We start from the raw sequence: 19,335 nt of genomic DNA on the forward strand, positions 1-19,335 counted from the left end.
GAGTCCTTCATTGTCGCTAATGGGATTTGTATCTGTTGCCGTTCACATTTTGTTAATCTATCGTTTTCTTCACTCCATAATTTTCTTTTTGTCCAATGTCATGTAAAGACCCATTTTGATAACCAATAGATAACACCAAATCGGGAATAGAATCAAACCCGTTTTTGGCTAGATCAAATAACTGTGCTCCGTAATGTGAAGCGGCAATGCTTGCATTTTCTGCTGTGTATGGATTTTTCAGGAGTTCTTCTTTGTATATATCAAAAATATTCTTCCCGTTATCCGTTACAAATTGACCGTTTACAATGCTTAAATCTTTTAAATTGTAGCCTGTGACCGTTTTGATTTGATTAACAAGGTGGAATTTGGCAAGAGAATCAGGCGTGAATTGAGTAGAATCGTCAGATCTGCTTTTCATGATGTGGAAAAATAATTCTCTTGTATTGTTGGTTGTATTTAATAGGTCTTCTATTTGTTTGGTCAGCGATTCGTCTGTTGAACCACTCACCAATAATTTGAAATGATTTGGGTCAATGGTAAAAGTTAAATTTGTGTTTTTAGGAATGGTTATACCGTTTTTAGAGAATAAATCTTGCAATTGTTCGTTGACCTTTTGCCGATTGAATATTTTTTTCTCTACGCTTTCTTGGGTAGGATCGTACCGTTTTTCATTACGGAAGATGGCGTCATTAAAGTCATATTGACCTCCTTTTCCAGAATTAGCCCAGCCAATCTCCATCGTATAAGCAGCTTCTCTCTCTACTTTAGTTAGATCATTCCTGAAATAAGGAGAGTAAGAATTTCTATACTTATCGTGTATATGACCATGAGGATTTTTGAAACGTTTATTTTGTTCATTTATTTTTTCATATTTTTCATCTAATATTTTCATTCGTCTATCAGCTTCGGTCATCACCTCATTTGTACTTTTAATAGCTGATTGACCTTTATAGTCTATTCGGTTCTGATTGTTTGAAGCACCTGCCGTGTATGACGTATTAATATTCATTTTGATTCTCCTTTTAAAAAAATTAGTGATTATTAAATATATCGGCAATTCAGTTAAAATTTGTTAGTTCTGATCCGATATAGTAATTATTACAAGGAGGGTTAAAATATGACAAATACTATCTTCAAACGTTTTTTATTACCTGCATTGGTATTAGTGCTTGTTACTAGTTTTTTTGCACCTAATTCAGCGGAAGCAGCTATTACAGGGAATAACAGCCCTAACACAGCAAGCTCAATGGGATATTGGAAAAATAGTCGTCCAGATACAACAATCTTACCTGAAGGTGAAAATGAAGCGTATTATCAGTTCACGATCAATAAGGGTGAAAGGGTTTATGTGCGAAGTTCATATGATAAGCAATATACGGGGATGAAAATCGAGGTGTATAATTCGAAGAGTTCTAAGCCAGGGTCAAGAGTGATTAATCCTGATTCAGTAACGCCCTTTATATTTGCAAATACTGGTGACGTTACTTCAACTTCAGAAACTTATTTTGTGAAAGTGACCCGTGGTACATATACAGGGAATATGTATTTTACTGTCTCCATTCAAGATCGTATCAAATCTGGAAATGGGACATTCAATTTTACGGGAGCCGCTACCAACTCGGGGAATACTTCTTTGAATTTTTTGGGAGTTGATTCTTCTATCATTACAATGGATTTAACGAACAATTCTTCTATCCCTAACAATGCAATCGTTAAATCGATTTCAACAACTAGTACCCAATCGCCTAACCAAGGAAATGTCACACACAAACTGATGGCTGATGAAAACAAGATTTGGAACGAATCCGTTTTTTCCTCTGCAACAAGTGGTTCTTACCGTATTTCTCTGGAAGATCAATTAAAAGTCGCTCAAAAATGGAGCTTTAAGTACAATGCAAAAGCTACAGCGAGATCTACTATGAGCAATGTCAAAGCCGATATCCGTTACGAATATGATGTCACAGATGGATTCTAATTTAATGGTGTTTACAGACATGTTCACCAATTGATCAAAAAGTAAGGGTACATCCCTTACTTTTTTAATTGTGGCATTTTTGATGCTATACTTCGCCACTCTTAAAACAGCTACGCATGATATTGAATAAGTTGTGAGATATGATCACCAGCTTTTTGAAAAATCCTCCTCTTTTTTCCTAAAAATACAAGTGGGTCTATAGACTTATTTTTCCTCAAAATTATTTCAAGAAGAAAAGCCTATATTTATTCCTGAATCAAACAGAAGAAAACAGTAAATATTCCGAGGCAGTCCAGGTCTTTTGACATTTCTCCTCTTTTTAAATGACAAGGTCCGGTATTCCCTATTTCAAATCATTTGTTAGTGAGTTAGTCCTTTATTTTCTGAATATTAAGATTAAAATATCCAATACACAACTTTATGAACATTTGACTTCATAATTGATAACCATTATCATTTGATTTGCTTGCGTGATAGTTGAGAATCATTTTCATTTGGAGGAACCATTCTTCAATTACTACACTCTTCCAATATCCGCAAGCCTGCTTTTATCATTGTATGAGGGTCGAATTTGAGGAAGGAGATTTTCTAAATATGTCCAAACGCCCTGAAGGAATGGGTACTGAGGATTCACTTTTCGGAGAAAGCCGTCCTTTTTTTATACCTGGGACGGAGCAACTGGATATCACAGCGCACCCATACAGACTTTTTATATTTAAACCGAATACTACTCCTCCAGCGGCTGGTTTTCCAGTCATGTACGTGCTTGATGGGAATTCACTTTTTGGCACAATGGTCGAAGCCATTCGTTTACAGTCAAGAAAACCTGAAAAAACAGGTGTCGTACCTGCCATCATTATTGGAATTGGCTATCAGACAGAAGCGCCCTATCATCCGCTCAGGCATTATGATCTCACTCTTACCAGCCCTGATGCTTCCATTGGGGGCAAAAGAAAGGACTTCTCCATCCATACATATGGCGGGGCCTCTGCTTTCTTTTCTTTTTTAGAAAAGACTGTAAAGCCTTATATCGAGCAACGCTTTCCGATCAACCTGAGTCGTCAAACACTGTTTGGGCATTCTCTTGGCGGTCTTTTTGTATTACACACACTATTTGAGCACCCTGATGCTTATCAGACATATATTGCGGGCAGTCCTTCTATCCACTGGAATAAAAAATTATTTCTAGAAAAAGAATACCAATTCACCAACCGTATACGTCAGGTGCCTATGGATGTAAGGCTGTTTGTAGGTGTAGGTGAGCTAGAAAAACATCATCCATGTCAAATGAATGATCATGCAAAGTCACTAGCAAATCGTATGTTGCCTTTATCCTCATATGGCTTACATACGGCCTATCATGAGTTCCCTGAAGAAGGACATACGTCCGTTTTACCGGTGCTGATGAATTACGCTTTCCGTTTTGCACTCTATCATGATGATCCTTTAACAACCACAGACATGAAAGAAAGGTAGTGAACACATGAAACATAGTGGTCTATCTCAAAAGATTGCCCTTATCACAGGCGCAGGACAAGGTATTGGGCAAGCAGTCGCAAAAAGACTATCCGAAGAAGGTGCGATCATTGCAGCAGTTGACGCAAATGAAGATCAGCTGCAAAGCACCATCCAACAAATGAATGATGAAGGCATACGCGCCTTTGCCTATCCAGGTGACATTACCGATCAAGCTTCTGTTCAGCACATTGTCGATCAAATTGAAAAGCAGCTCGGACCCATTTATTTACTAGTCAATGTAGCAGGCATTCTTCGAATCGGTTCTATTGACCAGCTTTGTGCAGATGACTGGCACCAAACCTTCGCAGTCAACACACATGGTGTCTTTTACGTATCTCAAGCTGTCTCCAAATACATGATGAAAAGATCAGAAGGGGTCATTGTGACCGTCAGCTCTAACGCAGGTGCCATCCCTAGAATGAATATGGCTGCCTATGCCGCATCAAAAGCCGCAGCTACTTCCTTTACAAAAACGCTTGGATTAGAGCTAGCAGCCTATGGAATCAGATGCAATGTCGTCTCTCCTGGCTCTACCGCAACACCTATGCAATGGGCTTTATGGTCTGATGAACAAGGAGCAGATCAGGTGATTAAAGGTTCATTAGAGACGTATAAAACCGGTATTCCTTTACAAAAAATCGCTGATCCTCAAAACATCGCTGATGCAGTCATCTTCTTTGCATCTGAGCAATCCAGTCATATTACGATGCAGAATCTCACGATTGATGGTGGCGCAACACTCGGAATCTAGCATTTCATCAAAAAGGAGGCCTTTTCATGAAACATTCATTATTGTCGTCAGAAGAAAAAGTACAGTTGATTCAAGACTATCAGCCAGGCGCTTTTTTCCTTGCTTCCCCTAAACGTACGATACTGGCAGAAGGGATTTTCCAGCATATTGAAACCAATCAGCTAAATGAACTATCCACAAGGGTAGCTCACGTATTTGACGCTGCCAAACAAGCTGGTATTCGAACACCGATTGTTGCTGGTGCTGTTCCGTTTGATCCGGCGCAACCCGTTCGTTTAAGTGTTCCAATCCATGTACAGTTTAGTGATCCACTCGAATTTCATCAAGGAGATGAGGAGTCGGAAGTGGCAGCTCCATCCTATGAGGTGACGCCTGTTCCCTCTCCAGATGTCTACATGAATGGTGTGAACGAAGGGTTAGCTAAAATTGAGAAAGGAGAGCTTAGCAAAATCGTACTCTCTAGATCTCTCTATCTCAAATCAAATCGAGAAATTAATACGAAAGCAATACTTGAACGACTTGCTCGTCATAATACGACTGGCTATACGTTTGCTGCAAATGTAGCTGACCCGGAATCTTCCCAAAAGCGCACACTGCTTGGGGCAAGCCCTGAGCTGCTTCTTTCAAAAACTGGTTCATCTGTTATTTCCAATCCACTTGCTGGTTCTCGGCCACGCAGTTCAGATCCAGTAGAAGACCAGCGTCGTCACGATGAACTCCTTACTTCAGCGAAGGATTTACACGAGCATGCAGTGGTTGTCGATGCTGTCACTAAAGCGCTTGCTCCTTACTGTCATACACTAGATGTGCCTGCATCACCATCCGTCATACAAACAGAAACGATGTGGCATTTATCTACTGTCGTTAAAGGTGAATTAGCAGATGCAGGTGTATCCTCAATTGATTTAGCGCTTAGCCTTCATCCAACACCCGCAGTATGCGGAACACCTACAGCAGATGCTCGTGAAGCAATCCAAGCGATTGAACCCTTCGATCGAGGATTTTTCACAGGAATGATCGGTTGGTCAGATGCAAATGGTGATGGTGATTGGATTGTCACCATTCGTTGTGCAGAAGCTGAGGGGCACTCCCTTCGCCTCTTTGCTGGTGCAGGAGTGGTCAAAGGATCAAAGGCAGAAGAAGAGCTAGCCGAAACATCTGCAAAATTCAACACGATGCTTCATGCGATGGGCATCCATCAGTTATAAAAATACATAGGAGATGACAAAACATGTTTGTTCAACCACCTACATGGCCAGAAGAATTTGCAAAACGCTACCGTGAAAACGGCTGTTGGCGTGGGGAAACCTTTAGCGGCATGCTTCGTGAACGCGCCGCATCGTTAGGGAATAAAACAGCAATTACATACGCTGATACGCACATGAGCTACCAAGAACTTGATGAGCGCGTCAGCAGTCTTGCCGCCGGTTTTCATCAGCTTGGAATTCAAAAGGGAAGTCGAGTTGTCGTTCAGCTTCCTAACATTCCTGCTTTTTTTGAAGTCATTTTCGCTTTATTTCGAATCGGTGCTTTACCCGTCTTCTCGCTACCATCTCATAGAAGCAGCGAAATCACTTATTTTATTGAGTTTGCCGAAGCAGACGCATATGTCATACCAGATATCGATGGTAGCTTTGATTATCGATCACTCGCACGTCAAGTGAAAGAAAAGCTTCCCTCATTACCTCATGTCATTGTTGCAGGGGAAGCTGAGGAATTCCTTGACTTGGATGATCTGCGCAAGGACCCATCACTTGATCCTCAAATTCATGTAGAGGCAAGCGATATTGCGTTTCTTCAGTTATCTGGAGGCAGCACAGGCCTTTCAAAGCTCATTCCTCGCACACATGATGACTATATTTATAGTCTTTGGAAAAGCAATGAGGTGTGCGAGCTTACACAAGATAGTGTGTATCTAGCTACACTTCCAGTTGCACACAACTATCCATTAAGCTCGCCTGGAGTCCTTGGGACGTTATACGCAGGTGGAAGAGTCGTTCTTGCACCTGGATCAAGCCCTGATGTAGTCTTTCCACTCATTGAAAAAGAACGAGCGACCATTACCGCTGTGGTTCCACCTATCGCATTGATTTGGCTAGAGGCCGCTCCTCATCGATCAGATGACTTATCGAGTCTTGAGGTCTTACAAGTCGGTGGTGCTAAATTAAGTGCTGAAGCAGCAAAACGAGTGATGCCTGCCCTTGGGTGTAAATTACAGCAAGTTTTTGGCATGGCAGAAGGTCTGGTCAACTATACCAGACTAAATGATCCTGAACATGTCATTATTCATACACAAGGACGCCCGATGTCTGAATATGATGAGGTACTAGTGGTAGATGATGAGGACAAGCCCGTCCCGAATGAAGTGGCTGGACATCTTTTAACAAGAGGACCTTATACGATTCGTGGCTACTATAAAGCTGATGAACAAAACAAAAAAGCATTTACACCCGATGGCTTTTACAGAACAGGTGACATCGTGCGATTAACCAAAGAAGGAAATGTTGTTGTAGAAGGCAGAGACAAGGATCAAATCAATCGTGGTGGCGAAAAGGTTGCCGCTGAAGAAGTCGAAAACCATTTACTTGCGCATGCTGACATTCATGATGCCGCCATGGTGTCCATGCCAGATCCGTTTCTTGGCGAACGCTCATGTGCCTTTGTTATTGCGAAAGGAAACAACAAGCCAGCACCACACGCATTAAAGTCATTTCTAAGAGAACGCGGGCTCGCTGCCTATAAAATTCCCGACCGCATTGAATGGATCGATGCGTTCCCACAAACAGGTGTAGGCAAAGTCAGTAAAAAAGCATTAAGAGAATTAGCTGCAATCCATACTGCCAACGTATAAAAAAAGAGGAGTGAAAACCATGGCAATCCCTACTATTCCTGGGTATCCAATGCCGAGCACACAAGATTTACCCGAAAATAAAGTGAACTGGATACCGGATCCGAAACGTGCTGTTCTGCTGATACATGACATGCAGCAATATTTTTTAAATGCATTTCAACAAGATACATCACCAATCACAGAGTTAGTTCAACATATTGAACAATTACGTAATACATGCAATGAACTTGGAATTCCAGTCGTCTATACAGCTCAACCTGGTGACCAAGACCCGAAGGATCGTGCCTTATTAACAGATTTTTGGGGACCTGGACTTGGTGATGATGAAGCATTGACAAAAATCATTGATCAGCTTGCTCCATCTGAAGCAGATACAATGCTGACAAAATGGCGTTATAGCGCTTTCAAAAAATCCAATTTTTTAGATATTCTTCAAGAAGGCGGGCGTGATCAACTGATCATTACTGGCGTATATGCACATATTGGCTGTATGCTGACAGCCGCAGAAGCATTCATGCTCGATATTGAAACCTTTTTTGTCGCCGATGCCGTTGCTGACTTTTCACTTAAGCATCACAAAATGGCAATGACCTATGCAGCTGAACGCTGTGCGGTCACCACAACGACAAACCAAATCATTAGTCGTTTAACAGGACAGGAAGCAGACGATGACCTATCTTTTGAGGCCATCCTTCACCAAGTAGCTGAGTATCTCGAAATCGAGCCGAATGAAATACCGCTTGACGAGAATCTCGTCTACCTTGGGCTTGATTCTATTAGAATGATGAGCCTAGCGGAAAAGTGGAGACAGCAAGGAATGACAGTCAATTTCGTTGAGCTTGCAGCAAATCCAACGCTCACTCATTGGCGAACTCTTCTTTTCCCAGAAAAACAGCCATCTATCCCAAATATCGATTACATGTAAAGGAGGTATAGACTCTTGTCGATCCAGTCAGTCGATTCATTCCCACTAACCGGTGCCCAATCAGGCATATGGTATGCGCAGCAGCTTGATCCATCTAATCCCATTTTCAATACAGCTGAGTATATAGATATTAAAGGTTATATTGACCCCATACACTTTGAAGCAGCCATTAGAAAGACTGTCTTAGAAGCAGATTCCTTGTATATGCGCTTCGTTGAGGATACTGACGGTCCAAAGCAATGGTTTACATCTAAGAAGGAGATTCCATTTCAATATATCAATTTACAATATGAAAAACAGCCGCTTGATGCGGCTAAAGCATGGATGAATGCAGATCTTTCAACACCAGTCTCTTTAGAGAAAGATGTATTATTCCGTGAAGTACTTTTTCAACTTGCTGACGACCGATTTATCTGGTATCAGCGCATTCATCACATTGCCATTGATGGATTCGCCTTTTCGCTCATTGCACGCCGTGTTGCTGAGGTCTATTCAGCCCTATCGAAAGGGACACCTGTGCCTCCTCAAACATTTGGAGCCTTACATGACGTAGTCCAAGAGGAGATCACCTATCAACAGTCCAATCGGTATGAAGATGATCGAGCGTTTTGGAAAAATCGCTTTGCTGATCAACCTGAAATTGTGAGCCTTGCTGAGCTTGCCCCAAGAACTTCAGATGATTTTATCCGAAAAACCGCTAGCTATGATGCCGAAAAGGTAAGCAAAATGAAAAAAATTGCTCAAACTTTCGGTTGTACCTGGCATGAAATGATTCTTGCCGCATCCGCTCTATATATGCATCGTATGACTGGTGCACACGATATTGTTTTAGGATTGCCTGTTATGATGCGCCTTGGATCTTGCGCCTTGCAAACACCCGGAATGGTCATGAACCTAGTACCGCTTCGTTTAACATGCAAACCAGAAATGACGCTCTCAGCACTTGTTCGCCAAGTATCTGATGAACTGAAAGCCATTCGGCCTCATCAAAGATATCGTCACGAAGACATGCGGAGAGACTTTAAACTCATCGGAAGAAATCAACGATTATTCGGCCCACAGATCAATATCATGCCATTTGATTATGATCTCATGTTCGATCAGAGCATTGGTCAAGCACATAATCTTTCAGCAGGACCCGTAGATGATTTATCGATCAACATATACGACCGCGCGGACGGGAACGGATTTCAAATCGACTTTGATGCAAACCCTGCCGTTTACAAAGAGCAAGCAGTTGACGCTCATCAGCATCGTTTTCTTCAATTGCTCGAGGAAATAACTGGACTAGAACAAGATCAGACAATCAGTCAATTCAACCTTCTTTTGTCTAAAGAAAAAGAGAACATCCTCAAGCACTGGAATGATACAAAACGAGAATTACCAAAAGAATCTTTACGGGAACTATTTGAAAAACAAGTCAGCAAAACACCACAAGCAAAAGCAATACAGTTTGAAGGAACCACTTTGACCTACGAAGAGTTAAATCAACGGGTAAATCAATTAGCTCATTATTTGAAAAGGCATGGCATTGGACCAGAACAATTTGTCGCAATTGCTCTGCCTCGATCCATCGATATGGTCGTAAGTCTGTTGGCCGTCGTCAAAACAGGAGCCGCATATCTGCCATTAGACCCTGATTACCCTAGCGATCGTGTCGCCTATATGCTAAATGATGCCAAACCAGCGTGCTTGCTCACAGTCAAAGAGACAGCAGACCGTTTGGACCATCCACACATCGTTCAACTGAATGATTCAACTGTTTATCAGGAGATCGTAGGCAGCCCGCATCTCAATCCGACCTGGAACGAAGGCTCTCCACATCACCCGGCTTACATCCTCTACACGTCAGGATCGACAGGCAAACCAAAGGGTGTTGTTGTAACGAAACGAAATGTGATCAACTTTATATTGTCCATGCAAGATTCATTTTTATTAGATCAAGGAGACCAGCTTTTAGCGGTAACGACCATTGCCTTTGATATTTCCGGGCTAGAAATGTTCCTCCCACTCTTACATGGGGCTGCTCTTTTATTGGCAAAAAAAGAAATCATACAAGAGCCAGCAAAGCTTTCAGACATGATTCGTTCTCATCATGTCACAATCATGCAGGCAACACCAACGTTGTGGCATGTATTGGCAGATGAATACCCTGACGTGATAACAGGTATGCGTGTTCTTGTTGGAGGAGAAGCACTCCCTGCTTCCCTTTTGCACACATTGCAATCTCTTCAATGCGACATTACCAATTTGTACGGACCTACAGAAACGACGATCTGGTCTACGATGGAAAATGTCACAGCACATCAAGAGAATAGCGGGCCGCCAATTGGCAAACCCATTTGGAATACGAGTATTTACATTTTAGATGAAGGGCTAAACCCTGTCCCAGCAGGATCAATCGGTGAACTTTATATTGCAGGTGAAGGAGTATCCAGAGGATATCTTGGACGATATGATTTAACGGCTGAACGTTTTGTGGCTGATCCATTCGGTACAAAAGGCACGAGAATGTATCGTACTGGTGATTTAGCCAGATGGCATGAGGATGGTTCAATTGATTATATCAGCCGTGCCGATCATCAAATTAAAATCCGCGGCTTCCGTATTGAACTAGGTGAAATCGAAACCGTGATTATGCAACACCCATCCATAAAGCATACATCTGTTATCGTTCGTGAGGATCAACCTGGACAACAGCTGCTTTGTGCGTATGTTGTGCTGACAGATGGCACTTCTCTGCACCCTTCAGAGCTCAGGCAGTTTGTGGCTGCATCACTTCCTGATTACATGGTGCCTTCTGCTGTTGTCGTTTTGCCAGAACTTCCACTTACACCAAACGGCAAAATCGATCGCAAAGCATTACCAGCACCAAATATGTCTTTAGTTAGTTCTGAGCGTACACCTAGAACACCCCAAGAAGACATGTTATGTAGTTTATTTGCAGAAACCCTTGGCCTATCTCAAATTGGCATAGATGATAGTTTCTTTGACTTAGGCGGACATTCCTTACTCGCCGCTCGTCTGCTTAGACGTATACGCGATACACTTGGTGCAGACCTAAGCATGAGTACCATTTTTGAATCACCTCGAGTTGCTGAGCTTGCGCAGCACATTGACAAAGCGAAGGACATTCGGCCGCCGCTTCAGGTAGAAAACAAGCCAGATGAGATTCCGTTATCCTTTGCCCAAAAACGGCTCTGGTTCCTTCATTGCCTTGAAGGGCCAAGTCCAACTTACAATATCCCACTTGTCATTCAGCTGACAGGTACACTAGATCAAAAAGCTCTAATTGGTGCATTGGCAGATATCACTGAAAAACATGAAACCCTTAGAACCATTTTTCCAAATAAGAACGGCATGCCAAGACAGGTCATTTTACATCCAAAAAGTGTTCAGCCTGAACTCCATGTCACAGCTTCAAGCGATCAACAAATTGAGAATCAGTTAAACGAAGCCATTCGCTATAGCTTTAAGATTGAAGAAGAACCCGCACTGCGAGCAGATTTATTCATGCTTGATGCAAATCGATCCGTACTGCTTCTATTGCTGCATCACATCGCTGGTGACGGCTGGTCACTTGCACCATTGACACGAGACTTAGCTGCTGCTTACGAAGCACGTATACAAGGGAAATCACTCTCCTTGCCAGCCGAACCTGTTCAATATGCTGACTATGCTATTTGGCAGCAGAAGCTGTTGGGCAGTGAAGAAGAGACGGATAGTCTATTTGCCAAGCAACTAAGCTATTGGACAGGTGCCTTACATGACCTGCCAGAAGAACTGGAGCTTCCCTATGACTTCCCGCGTCCACAGAAAGGAAGCTTCAACGGTGCTACGATAGACTTTACGATTGAGCCCGCTTTACACCAGCTGCTCCTTGAGCTTGCAAAGCAGCATCAAGTGAGTTTGTTCATGGTGCTTCAAGCATCACTTGCAGCATTACTGACACGCCTTGGGGCGGGGACAGATATCCCAATTGGCAGTCCAATTGCTGGACGGAATGACGATGCACTTGACGACATTGTGGGATTGTTTGTGAACACACTAGTATTACGTACAAATACAGCTGGTAATCCAACCTTTAGTGAGCTATTGAAGCGAGTTCGAGACGTTGACTTAGCAGCCTATGAGCATCAGGATCTGCCATTTGAACGGCTAGTCGAAATCCTAAATCCAACCCGATCCAGATCACGCAATCCATTGTTCCAGGTCATGCTTGCCTTCCAAAATACACCGAAGGCGGAAATGAAGCTGACACAACTTGACTCAGATCTCTACGTGAAACCAGTAGGGTCAGCTAAATTTGATCTGACCATCGAATTGACAGAACAAAGAACTGAAACTGGATCAGCAGCAGGATTAACAGGTTTGTTTGAATTCAGTACAGATGTATTTAAACAAAGCACCATTCGAGCAATCGCTGACAGAATGAAGCGCTTTTTAACAGAAGTAGCTGAGCGCCCACACCTGCCGATTGGTCAAGTGAACATTTTGTCGGATAAAGAACGACAAACATTTCTCCCTGACAAAAAGACATTCGCTCAGTTAGACCAAGCACCTAGTCTCCCAGCCTTATTTGAAAAAACGGCGCAGCAATACCCTGTTCGAGTGGCTGTAACGGATGGCAATCAACAGCTTACCTATGAAGAGTTAAACAACAAAGCCAATCGTCTTGCTCATTTATTAATAGAAAGAGGCGTTGGACCAGAACAGTTCGTTGCACTTGCCCTGCCTAGATCAATCGATATGCTCGTAAGCTTATTAGCCGTTCATAAAGCAGGCGCAGCCTATGTTCCGCTTGATCCTGACTATCCAGCAGACAGGCTGGCATACATGATACAAGATGCCAAACCCGTTTGCAGCATCACAACAAAAGCAGATGCAGTGCATCTCCCTGCTGATTGTGATTTGATTTTGTTAGACGAAAAAGAAACGAGCGATCAATTGCTGACTACGCCAAATCACAATCCGGCTGATATAGACAGAATTGAGCCACTATCTTCTCTGCATCCGGCCTATATTATTTATACATCCGGTTCTACAGGGAAACCAAAAGGAGTGGTCATCCCACACCAAAATGTCATCCGTCTTCTGACATCTACTGCACATTGGTTCCATTTTGATGAAGAAGATGTTTGGACAATGTTTCATTCGTATGCCTTTGATTTTTCAGTATGGGAAATATGGGGACCACTTTTATATGGAGGTCGACTTGTCATTGTACCTCATACCATCTCTCGCTCTCCAGACGAGATGCTGCAGCTTCTAGTCGAGGAAGGTGTGACTGTGCTTAATCAAACACCTTCTGCCTTCTATCAGCTCATGCAGATAGACAAGGAACAACAGACACTTGGTCAAGCATTATCACTCCGCTATGTCATCTTTGGCGGTGAAGCATTAGAGCTTAGCAGATTAGAAGATTGGTACAGCCGTCACCCAGACTGTAAGCCAAAGCTAATTAACATGTACGGCATTACAGAAACCACCGTACACGTTACGTACAATATACTCAATCGAGACATGATCGCAAAGAAATCCAGTAGCTTAATAGGCGAACCGATTCCTGATCTACACGTTTACGTACTAGATGAATACCTACAACCTGTTCCCCCTGGGACGACAGGTGAAATGTATGTAGCTGGAGCTGGCTTGGCAAGAGGTTATCTAAGCAGGCCTGACCTGACCTCAGATCGATTCCCTGCCGACCCTTATGGAGCACCTGGCACAAGGATGTATCGTACAGGTGACCTCGCACGCTGGACAGAAGAAGGGGCACTTGATTACATTGGCAGAGCTGATCATCAAATTAAAATACGCGGGTTTAGGATTGAACTTGGAGAAATCGAAGCCGTTCTGGCACGCCACGATGCAGTTGCACAAGTTGCCGTCATTATGCGAGAGGATCAGCCTGGTGACAAACGCTTAGTCGCATATATCGTAACAACTGAAGAAGACTGTTTCGATACAGAGACCCTTCGTCATTTTGCCGCAGCCAGTCTTCCTGATTACATGGTGCCTGCGGCATATGTACAGATTGATACCATGCCACTTACAGCAAACGGGAAGCTTGATCAAAAATCACTGCCGGCACCTCAATTGCATATAAAGCAAACGGATGGCCGCGGCCCAAGAAATCCGAAGGAGGAAATCCTATGTCATCTCTTTGAAGAGGTGCTTGATTTGCCAAAAATCAGCATTGACGATCGCTTTTTTGACATTGGCGGGCATTCCTTACTTGCGGTTCGTTTAATCAGCCGCATTCGTGATGCACTTGGTGTCAAACTAAGCATCGGAACGTTGTTTGAAGCACCAAATGTTGCAAGTTTGGCAGAGAAACTAGAAACAGGAAGCGATGAAAACGCACTAGAAATCTTGCTGCCACTACGAACAAATGGAGAAAGATATCCTCTCTTCTGTGTTCACCCAGCAGGTGGTCTTAGCTGGTGCTATGCTGGTCTCTTGAATACATTAGAGAAAGACATCCCTATTTATGGATTACAGGCACGAGGAATCGCAAGAAAAGATGACTACCCGCGCACACTAGATGATATGGCTGCGGATTATATCAAGCACATCCAAACGATTCAGCCAAAAGGCCCTTATCATCTTCTTGGCTGGTCACTAGGCGGAAACGTTGTACAGGCAATAGCTACACAGCTCCAGCAGCAAGGTGAAGAAATCTCACTCGTTGCGATGCTGGATGCCTATCCGAACCATTTCTTACCGATTAAAGAAGCACCTGATGAAGAAGAAGCACTAATCGCTCTTCTTGCGCTCGGCGGTTATGATCCAGATACCTTAACAGATGAACCGCTCACAATGAAAAGTGCCGTCGACATCTTGAAAAAAGATGGCAGTGCACTAGCAAGCTTAAGTGAAGATGCCATTAGAAATCTAAAAGAAACCTATGTCAATTCAGTTCGATTGCTCGGAGAATATCAGCCAAAAACTTATCATGGAGACATATTATTCTTTAGATCTACCATTATCCCAGATTGGTTTACACCAATTGATCCCGAAGCATGGGCACCTTATATCAACGGAAAAATTGAACAGCACGACATTCATTGCCGGCACAAAGACATGTGCCAGCCTAAACCCCTAGCAGAAATTGGTGTCATCTTAGACAACACACTGCATCGGGTCAAACAAAAGCACTAAGAATAAAGGAGAGATGACAAATGACAAATCCCTTTGATCGTGAAGACGGTGTCTTTCTTGTGCTTGTCAATGAACAAGGACAGCATTCACTTTGGCCATCATTTGCACCAGTGCCAGATGGATGGGAAAAGGTCTTTGGTGAAGACACTAGAAATGCCTGCATCGATTATATCCAGACACACTGGCAGGACTTACGGCCTTTAAGCTTAACAAAAGAACCTGCCCTAGCACATGGAAAAACGGAATAAATCATCGCACCCTGATCTCACTCAGGGTGCTTTTTTGACAGAATAAACATCACCATCTTTCCAGCCCTTTCTGCTACAATTTAATTGAGAATGTTTATCAATCATTAAGAGATCAGGTGGTTTTATGGGAAATAACAATCAATTACGTACAATGGCAAATGCCGAACAATTCATCTATCGATTAACATATACTGAAAAAATAAATAATGCAGAGCTTCCGCATACGGAGCAACAGCTATCAGATACATTCTGCCTCCTCTTCAGCATAAGCGGCAGCGGTTTACTCACATTGAACGATCAAAAATGGCGATTGAAAAATCTGACACTCTATACGATCATGCCTGGGGAAACATTTATGTTGAAAACAGAGCCTTATCAAAAACACGAGCTCTATCTGCTTCGCTTTCAGCTCTACACACTGCAAGATCAAAACATAGGAGAAGTATCAACTGAACATGCCCGTTCTTTACTGAATGTATGGCAATTTATCGATATTAGCTCGATTGAACAAATTCATTCTTTACTGCCTGAAATGACAGAGGAATGGAAAAGACCTGAATCCATTAGCTTTTTTAGAAGCCAAACTCTTTTTCAACAGCTCATTATGCAGCTTTTCACACTGCATAAAGAAGATATTTGTGACACGGCACATGCCCTTTTCAAAACAAAACAATATATTGATCAACATTCCGAAGAACCCCTCAGCCTTACAAGTCTATCTCATATGGCTCGCATCAGCGCCAATCATTACAGTGAGCTATTTAAAAAGCATTTTGATGTGAGTGTCACTGATTATATCACCAAGAAAAGGATGGCTAGAGCCAAACAGTTAATGGCAAAAAGCAATGCAAAGCTCAAAGACATTGCACTGGAAATCGGCTATCAAGATCCCTATTACTTTAGCCGCATCTTTAAGAAAAAAACTGGCATGACCCCTTCTGCTTATATGAAAAGCCGTCAGCGGAAAATTGCAGCCTATGGTCATTCCATACTCGGTCAGCTCACACCAATTCATATCATCCCATATGCTGCCCCTCTTCATCCTAAATGGACAGCACATGATTTTAAGCATCATGCAGAAGAAATTCCGATTCACCTGAGTGCACATCGTATCAACGAGCACGCTGAAGCCAATTTACAGCAATTAAAGGAAACAAAACCTGAGCTGATCATTGCCAATGATCATGTGACAGAGGAAGAAAAACAAGTGTTGAAAACCATCTGTCCTGTTCACTTTGTTCCATTCACACAATTGAATTGGCGCGCTCAATTCAGACAAACAGCTATGTTCCTGAACGAAGCGAAGGAAGCAGAAGAATGGTTGCTTCATTACGAGGAAATCGTCATTCAAGCGAAAAAGGCATGCCTTGTTGATCATCCACCAAAAACCGTCCTGCCTCTTCGTATCTTTCAAGATCAGCTCTACTTGTCTGTAAATCGCACCATGTCAGAAGTGATTTTTCATGACATTGGTCTTCTGCCAGCTTTTCAGAATGATGGTCAGCTAATAGAAAAAAAAATCAGCATTCGCTCCATACAACAGCTAGACCCAGACGCCATCTTCCTCTTCTTGCATAAGGAGCCAAAAACCATTGCATTTTATCAAAAGTTAAAGCAACAGGAGGCTTGGCAAAATCTCAAGGCTGTGAGTCAACAAGCAGTCTATCCACTCGCTTCTGACCCTTGGCGTGAATACACAGCAGCCAGTCATCAACGAGTCATTCAGGACCTTTTATCTTTTTTTCCGTAAAAAGTCCATCATTTGATAGAGAATTGTCTATGGCTAAAAGGACGAAAGCCTAATACAATCTTTAATTGAGAACAATTATCAGTTAAAGGAGAAAACAAATGAAAAAATGGTTAGCATTGCTTACCCTTTGTATCATGACGATCACCACAGCAGCCTGTGGTGCTACAGAAAATAAACCTGCTTCAAACACAGCCAAAAGCAAGTCAGCTGAAGCAACAGAAACAAAAATCAATTACTTAGATCAAACGTACAAGCTCAAAACACCAGTGAAACGAATCGTCATTGCTGGAAGCCTAGAATCAATGGAAGATGCAAAATTACTTGGTATCCAACCTATTGGTGCTTCTACCGTAGGCGGCACATTCCCTGAATTATTTAAAGACATCACAGCGAAAACAGAAGGCATCGGTGAAAAAACAGAACCAAACCTAGAGAAAATCTTAAAACTAAAACCAGACGTGATACTCGGATCAACAAAGTTCCCGCCTGCAACAATTAAAAAACTGGATAAAGTCCAAACGACGATCCCAGTATCCCATGTCTCTTCTGACTGGGAAAGCAATCTTTTATTGCTCGGTACACTGACTGGAAAGAGTGAAGAAGCCAAAAACATCATTTCTGATTATCAGAAAGATCTCAAACAAGCGAAAGAAACCCTGAAAGACAAAAGCAACAACAAAACAGCTGTCATTTTGCGCATTAGACAGGGCGACCTGTACGTGTATCCAGAAGACGTATACTTCAACTCAACCTTATATGGGGACTTAGGATTTTCAGCACCAAGTGATATCAAAAAAGCCAAAGCACAAGCGATGATTTCGATGGAGCGCCTGGGCGAACTAAATCCTGACTATATTTTTGTTCAGTTCTCTAAAGCGGAAAACTCATCGAATCCAAACGCATTGAAGGACTTAGAGCAAAATAAAATTTGGACAAGCCTAAAAGCTGTGAAAAATGGGCACATCAATGCAAATGTCGTTGATCCTATGCTTCAAGGAGGAACAGCACTAAGCAAAACAACCTTCCTTGATAAAGCTGTCAAATGGTTAGAGAAAAACAACTAAAAAAAGAAGCGCCAATTTGCGCGATCAGATTGTTGACAAAGGGCTAAAATGATCTTTATTTTTAGCTCTTTGTCTTCTTTTCAGCGTAGTTGAAAACCTTGAGGAGAGAATACACATGAACGGAACGTTTCTATATGACGAGTTTAATGGGCGTCAGCTTGATATTTACCTTCCACAGGACACCTCTATTGATGTTCCAGCTGTCTTTGTACAAGATGGCTCTTCTTTGTTTAGAACACACCTGCTAGAGATCGAAAGAATGATCGAAGCCAATACCATCTCGCCAATCATCATTGTCGGCATACACCCCTTCAATCGACTTGATGAATATACACCATGGAAGGCGTCATCACTGCGTTCTGAGTTTCCTGACTTTAATGGCGAGGCACAGACGTATATGTCATTTTTAGCAAATGACTTGCTCCCATATATCAAAAGAGAATATCCAGTCAAGCAGACCTGTCATCAACATAGTCACGTAGGTGCTTCATTAGGTGGACTATTTGCTATTTATACCCTATTGATGCACCCTGCCCTTTTTAAAAACATCGCATCTATCTCTGGGTCATTTTGGTATCAAGATTTTCTACCGTTTGCTAAACAACAAAGCATTCAGTGTGTGGAGCACCTTGTCTATTTATCTGTAGGCAGTGAAGAAGGTAAAGGCAAAACATCTGCTCAACAGCACATGCCTTTATTCAACAAACAACTACATGACCTTTTATTACAGAAAGGGATGCAGGATTGGCAGCTGCAATATCACATCGAACAAGGGGAGGGCCATCATCTGAAACAATTTCAAAAAAATTTCTTATCGGCCATAAAGTGGTTTTATAAAAGAGAACTCTAATTTTTTATCAGCATGGCACAAAGCCGATATGTTATATTGGAACGTATAGATTGAAAGAGGAGGGATTTGCTCATGAGACCTTTACAAATCTCAGCCGATACAGCACAAAAACTTGCGGCATCACTCAATGTACCCATTGAACAAATCATGCATATGCCGCAGCATATCTTAATCGCTAAACTAGCAGAACTTGAACAGAAGAAAGATCGTTCTTCTTAAAGAAATAAAGGAGTTTACAT

The 19,335-nt window shown here is 42.3% G+C and carries 13 protein-coding genes; 12 read left to right on the plus strand and 1 reads right to left on the minus strand.

Features of this window, described 5'->3' with window-relative positions; translation table 11 throughout:
* Positions 1-52: 52 nt before the first annotated feature.
* A complete protein-coding gene (locus tag GKC25_RS18145) occupies positions 53-1,009 on the minus strand; it encodes a DUF4885 family protein (RefSeq protein ID WP_034660625.1) in 957 nt (318 codons plus the stop codon).
* A gap of 108 nt (positions 1,010-1,117) precedes the next feature.
* Between GKC25_RS18145 and GKC25_RS18150 the strand changes: the two genes are divergently transcribed.
* From GKC25_RS18150 to GKC25_RS18205, 12 genes are all read left to right on the plus strand, one after another.
* Positions 1,118-1,975, plus strand: coding sequence for a hypothetical protein (locus GKC25_RS18150; RefSeq protein ID WP_034660627.1), 858 nt, complete (start codon positions 1,118-1,120; stop codon positions 1,973-1,975).
* Between the two features lie 594 nt (positions 1,976-2,569).
* The gene (locus GKC25_RS18155) at positions 2,570-3,451 is read left to right on the plus strand and encodes an alpha/beta hydrolase (RefSeq protein ID WP_187704273.1); all 882 of its coding nucleotides are present in this window, start codon (positions 2,570-2,572) and stop codon (positions 3,449-3,451) included.
* Positions 3,452-3,458: 7 nt separating this feature from the next.
* Positions 3,459-4,244 carry a 2,3-dihydro-2,3-dihydroxybenzoate dehydrogenase gene (locus GKC25_RS18160; protein WP_034660629.1) on the plus strand — a complete coding sequence of 262 codons (786 nt, stop codon included), beginning with the start codon at positions 3,459-3,461 and terminating at the stop codon, positions 4,242-4,244.
* Positions 4,245-4,270: 26 nt separating this feature from the next.
* Entirely contained in the window at positions 4,271-5,452 is a 1,182-nt protein-coding gene (gene dhbC, locus GKC25_RS18165; RefSeq protein ID WP_106038542.1) for an isochorismate synthase DhbC, read from the plus strand.
* Between the two features lie 23 nt (positions 5,453-5,475).
* The gene (locus GKC25_RS18170) at positions 5,476-7,095 is read left to right on the plus strand and encodes a (2,3-dihydroxybenzoyl)adenylate synthase (protein WP_095286165.1); all 1,620 of its coding nucleotides are present in this window, start codon (positions 5,476-5,478) and stop codon (positions 7,093-7,095) included.
* 19 nt (positions 7,096-7,114) lie between these two features.
* Positions 7,115-8,020 (plus strand): isochorismatase family protein, encoded by a 906-nt coding sequence (locus GKC25_RS18175; protein ID WP_106038541.1) that lies wholly within the window; start codon positions 7,115-7,117, stop codon positions 8,018-8,020.
* Positions 8,021-8,035: 15 nt separating this feature from the next.
* Positions 8,036-15,184: an amino acid adenylation domain-containing protein gene (locus GKC25_RS18180; protein WP_187704275.1), complete on the plus strand. Its 7,149-nt coding sequence runs from the start codon at positions 8,036-8,038 to the stop codon at positions 15,182-15,184.
* A 20-nt stretch (positions 15,185-15,204) separates the two neighbouring features.
* Complete coding sequence (locus GKC25_RS18185; protein WP_025093680.1) at positions 15,205-15,432, plus strand: MbtH family protein; 228 nt, start codon at positions 15,205-15,207, stop codon at positions 15,430-15,432.
* A 124-nt stretch (positions 15,433-15,556) separates the two neighbouring features.
* A complete protein-coding gene (locus GKC25_RS18190; RefSeq protein WP_095286168.1) occupies positions 15,557-17,182 on the plus strand; it encodes an AraC family transcriptional regulator in 1,626 nt (541 codons plus the stop codon).
* Positions 17,183-17,280: 98 nt separating this feature from the next.
* A complete protein-coding gene (locus tag GKC25_RS18195) occupies positions 17,281-18,246 on the plus strand; it encodes an ABC transporter substrate-binding protein (protein WP_034660636.1) in 966 nt (321 codons plus the stop codon).
* Between the two features lie 115 nt (positions 18,247-18,361).
* Entirely contained in the window at positions 18,362-19,096 is a 735-nt protein-coding gene (locus tag GKC25_RS18200; protein WP_060597691.1) for an alpha/beta hydrolase, read from the plus strand.
* A 72-nt stretch (positions 19,097-19,168) separates the two neighbouring features.
* Positions 19,169-19,315, plus strand: a complete 147-nt coding sequence (locus GKC25_RS18205; RefSeq protein WP_003214589.1) for a YycC family protein — start codon at positions 19,169-19,171, stop codon at positions 19,313-19,315.
* Positions 19,316-19,335: the final 20 nt, after the last annotated feature.

The sequence above is a fragment of the Bacillus pumilus genome, assembly GCF_038738535.1.
Taxonomy (GTDB): domain Bacteria; phylum Bacillota; class Bacilli; order Bacillales; family Bacillaceae; genus Bacillus.

Excerpts from the sequence above, each read along its gene's own strand:
- GKC25_RS18150 (WP_034660627.1), top strand. The coding sequence starts at position 1,118 with ATGACAAATACTATCTTCAAACGTTTTTTATTACCTGCATTGGTATTA.
- GKC25_RS18160 (WP_034660629.1), top strand. The coding sequence starts at position 3,459 with ATGAAACATAGTGGTCTATCTCAAAAGATTGCCCTTATCACAGGCGCA.
- GKC25_RS18195 (WP_034660636.1), top strand. The coding sequence starts at position 17,281 with ATGAAAAAATGGTTAGCATTGCTTACCCTTTGTATCATGACGATCACC.
- GKC25_RS18175 (WP_106038541.1), top strand. The coding sequence starts at position 7,115 with ATGGCAATCCCTACTATTCCTGGGTATCCAATGCCGAGCACACAAGAT.
- GKC25_RS18190 (WP_095286168.1), top strand. The coding sequence starts at position 15,557 with ATGGGAAATAACAATCAATTACGTACAATGGCAAATGCCGAACAATTC.
- GKC25_RS18185 (WP_025093680.1), top strand. The coding sequence starts at position 15,205 with ATGACAAATCCCTTTGATCGTGAAGACGGTGTCTTTCTTGTGCTTGTC.
- GKC25_RS18170 (WP_095286165.1), top strand. The coding sequence starts at position 5,476 with ATGTTTGTTCAACCACCTACATGGCCAGAAGAATTTGCAAAACGCTAC.
- GKC25_RS18200 (WP_060597691.1), top strand. The coding sequence starts at position 18,362 with ATGAACGGAACGTTTCTATATGACGAGTTTAATGGGCGTCAGCTTGAT.
- dhbC (WP_106038542.1), top strand. The coding sequence starts at position 4,271 with ATGAAACATTCATTATTGTCGTCAGAAGAAAAAGTACAGTTGATTCAA.
- GKC25_RS18145 (WP_034660625.1), bottom strand. The coding sequence starts at position 1,009 with ATGAATATTAATACGTCATACACGGCAGGTGCTTCAAACAATCAGAAC.
- GKC25_RS18155 (WP_187704273.1), top strand. The coding sequence starts at position 2,570 with ATGTCCAAACGCCCTGAAGGAATGGGTACTGAGGATTCACTTTTCGGA.
- GKC25_RS18205 (WP_003214589.1), top strand. The coding sequence starts at position 19,169 with ATGAGACCTTTACAAATCTCAGCCGATACAGCACAAAAACTTGCGGCA.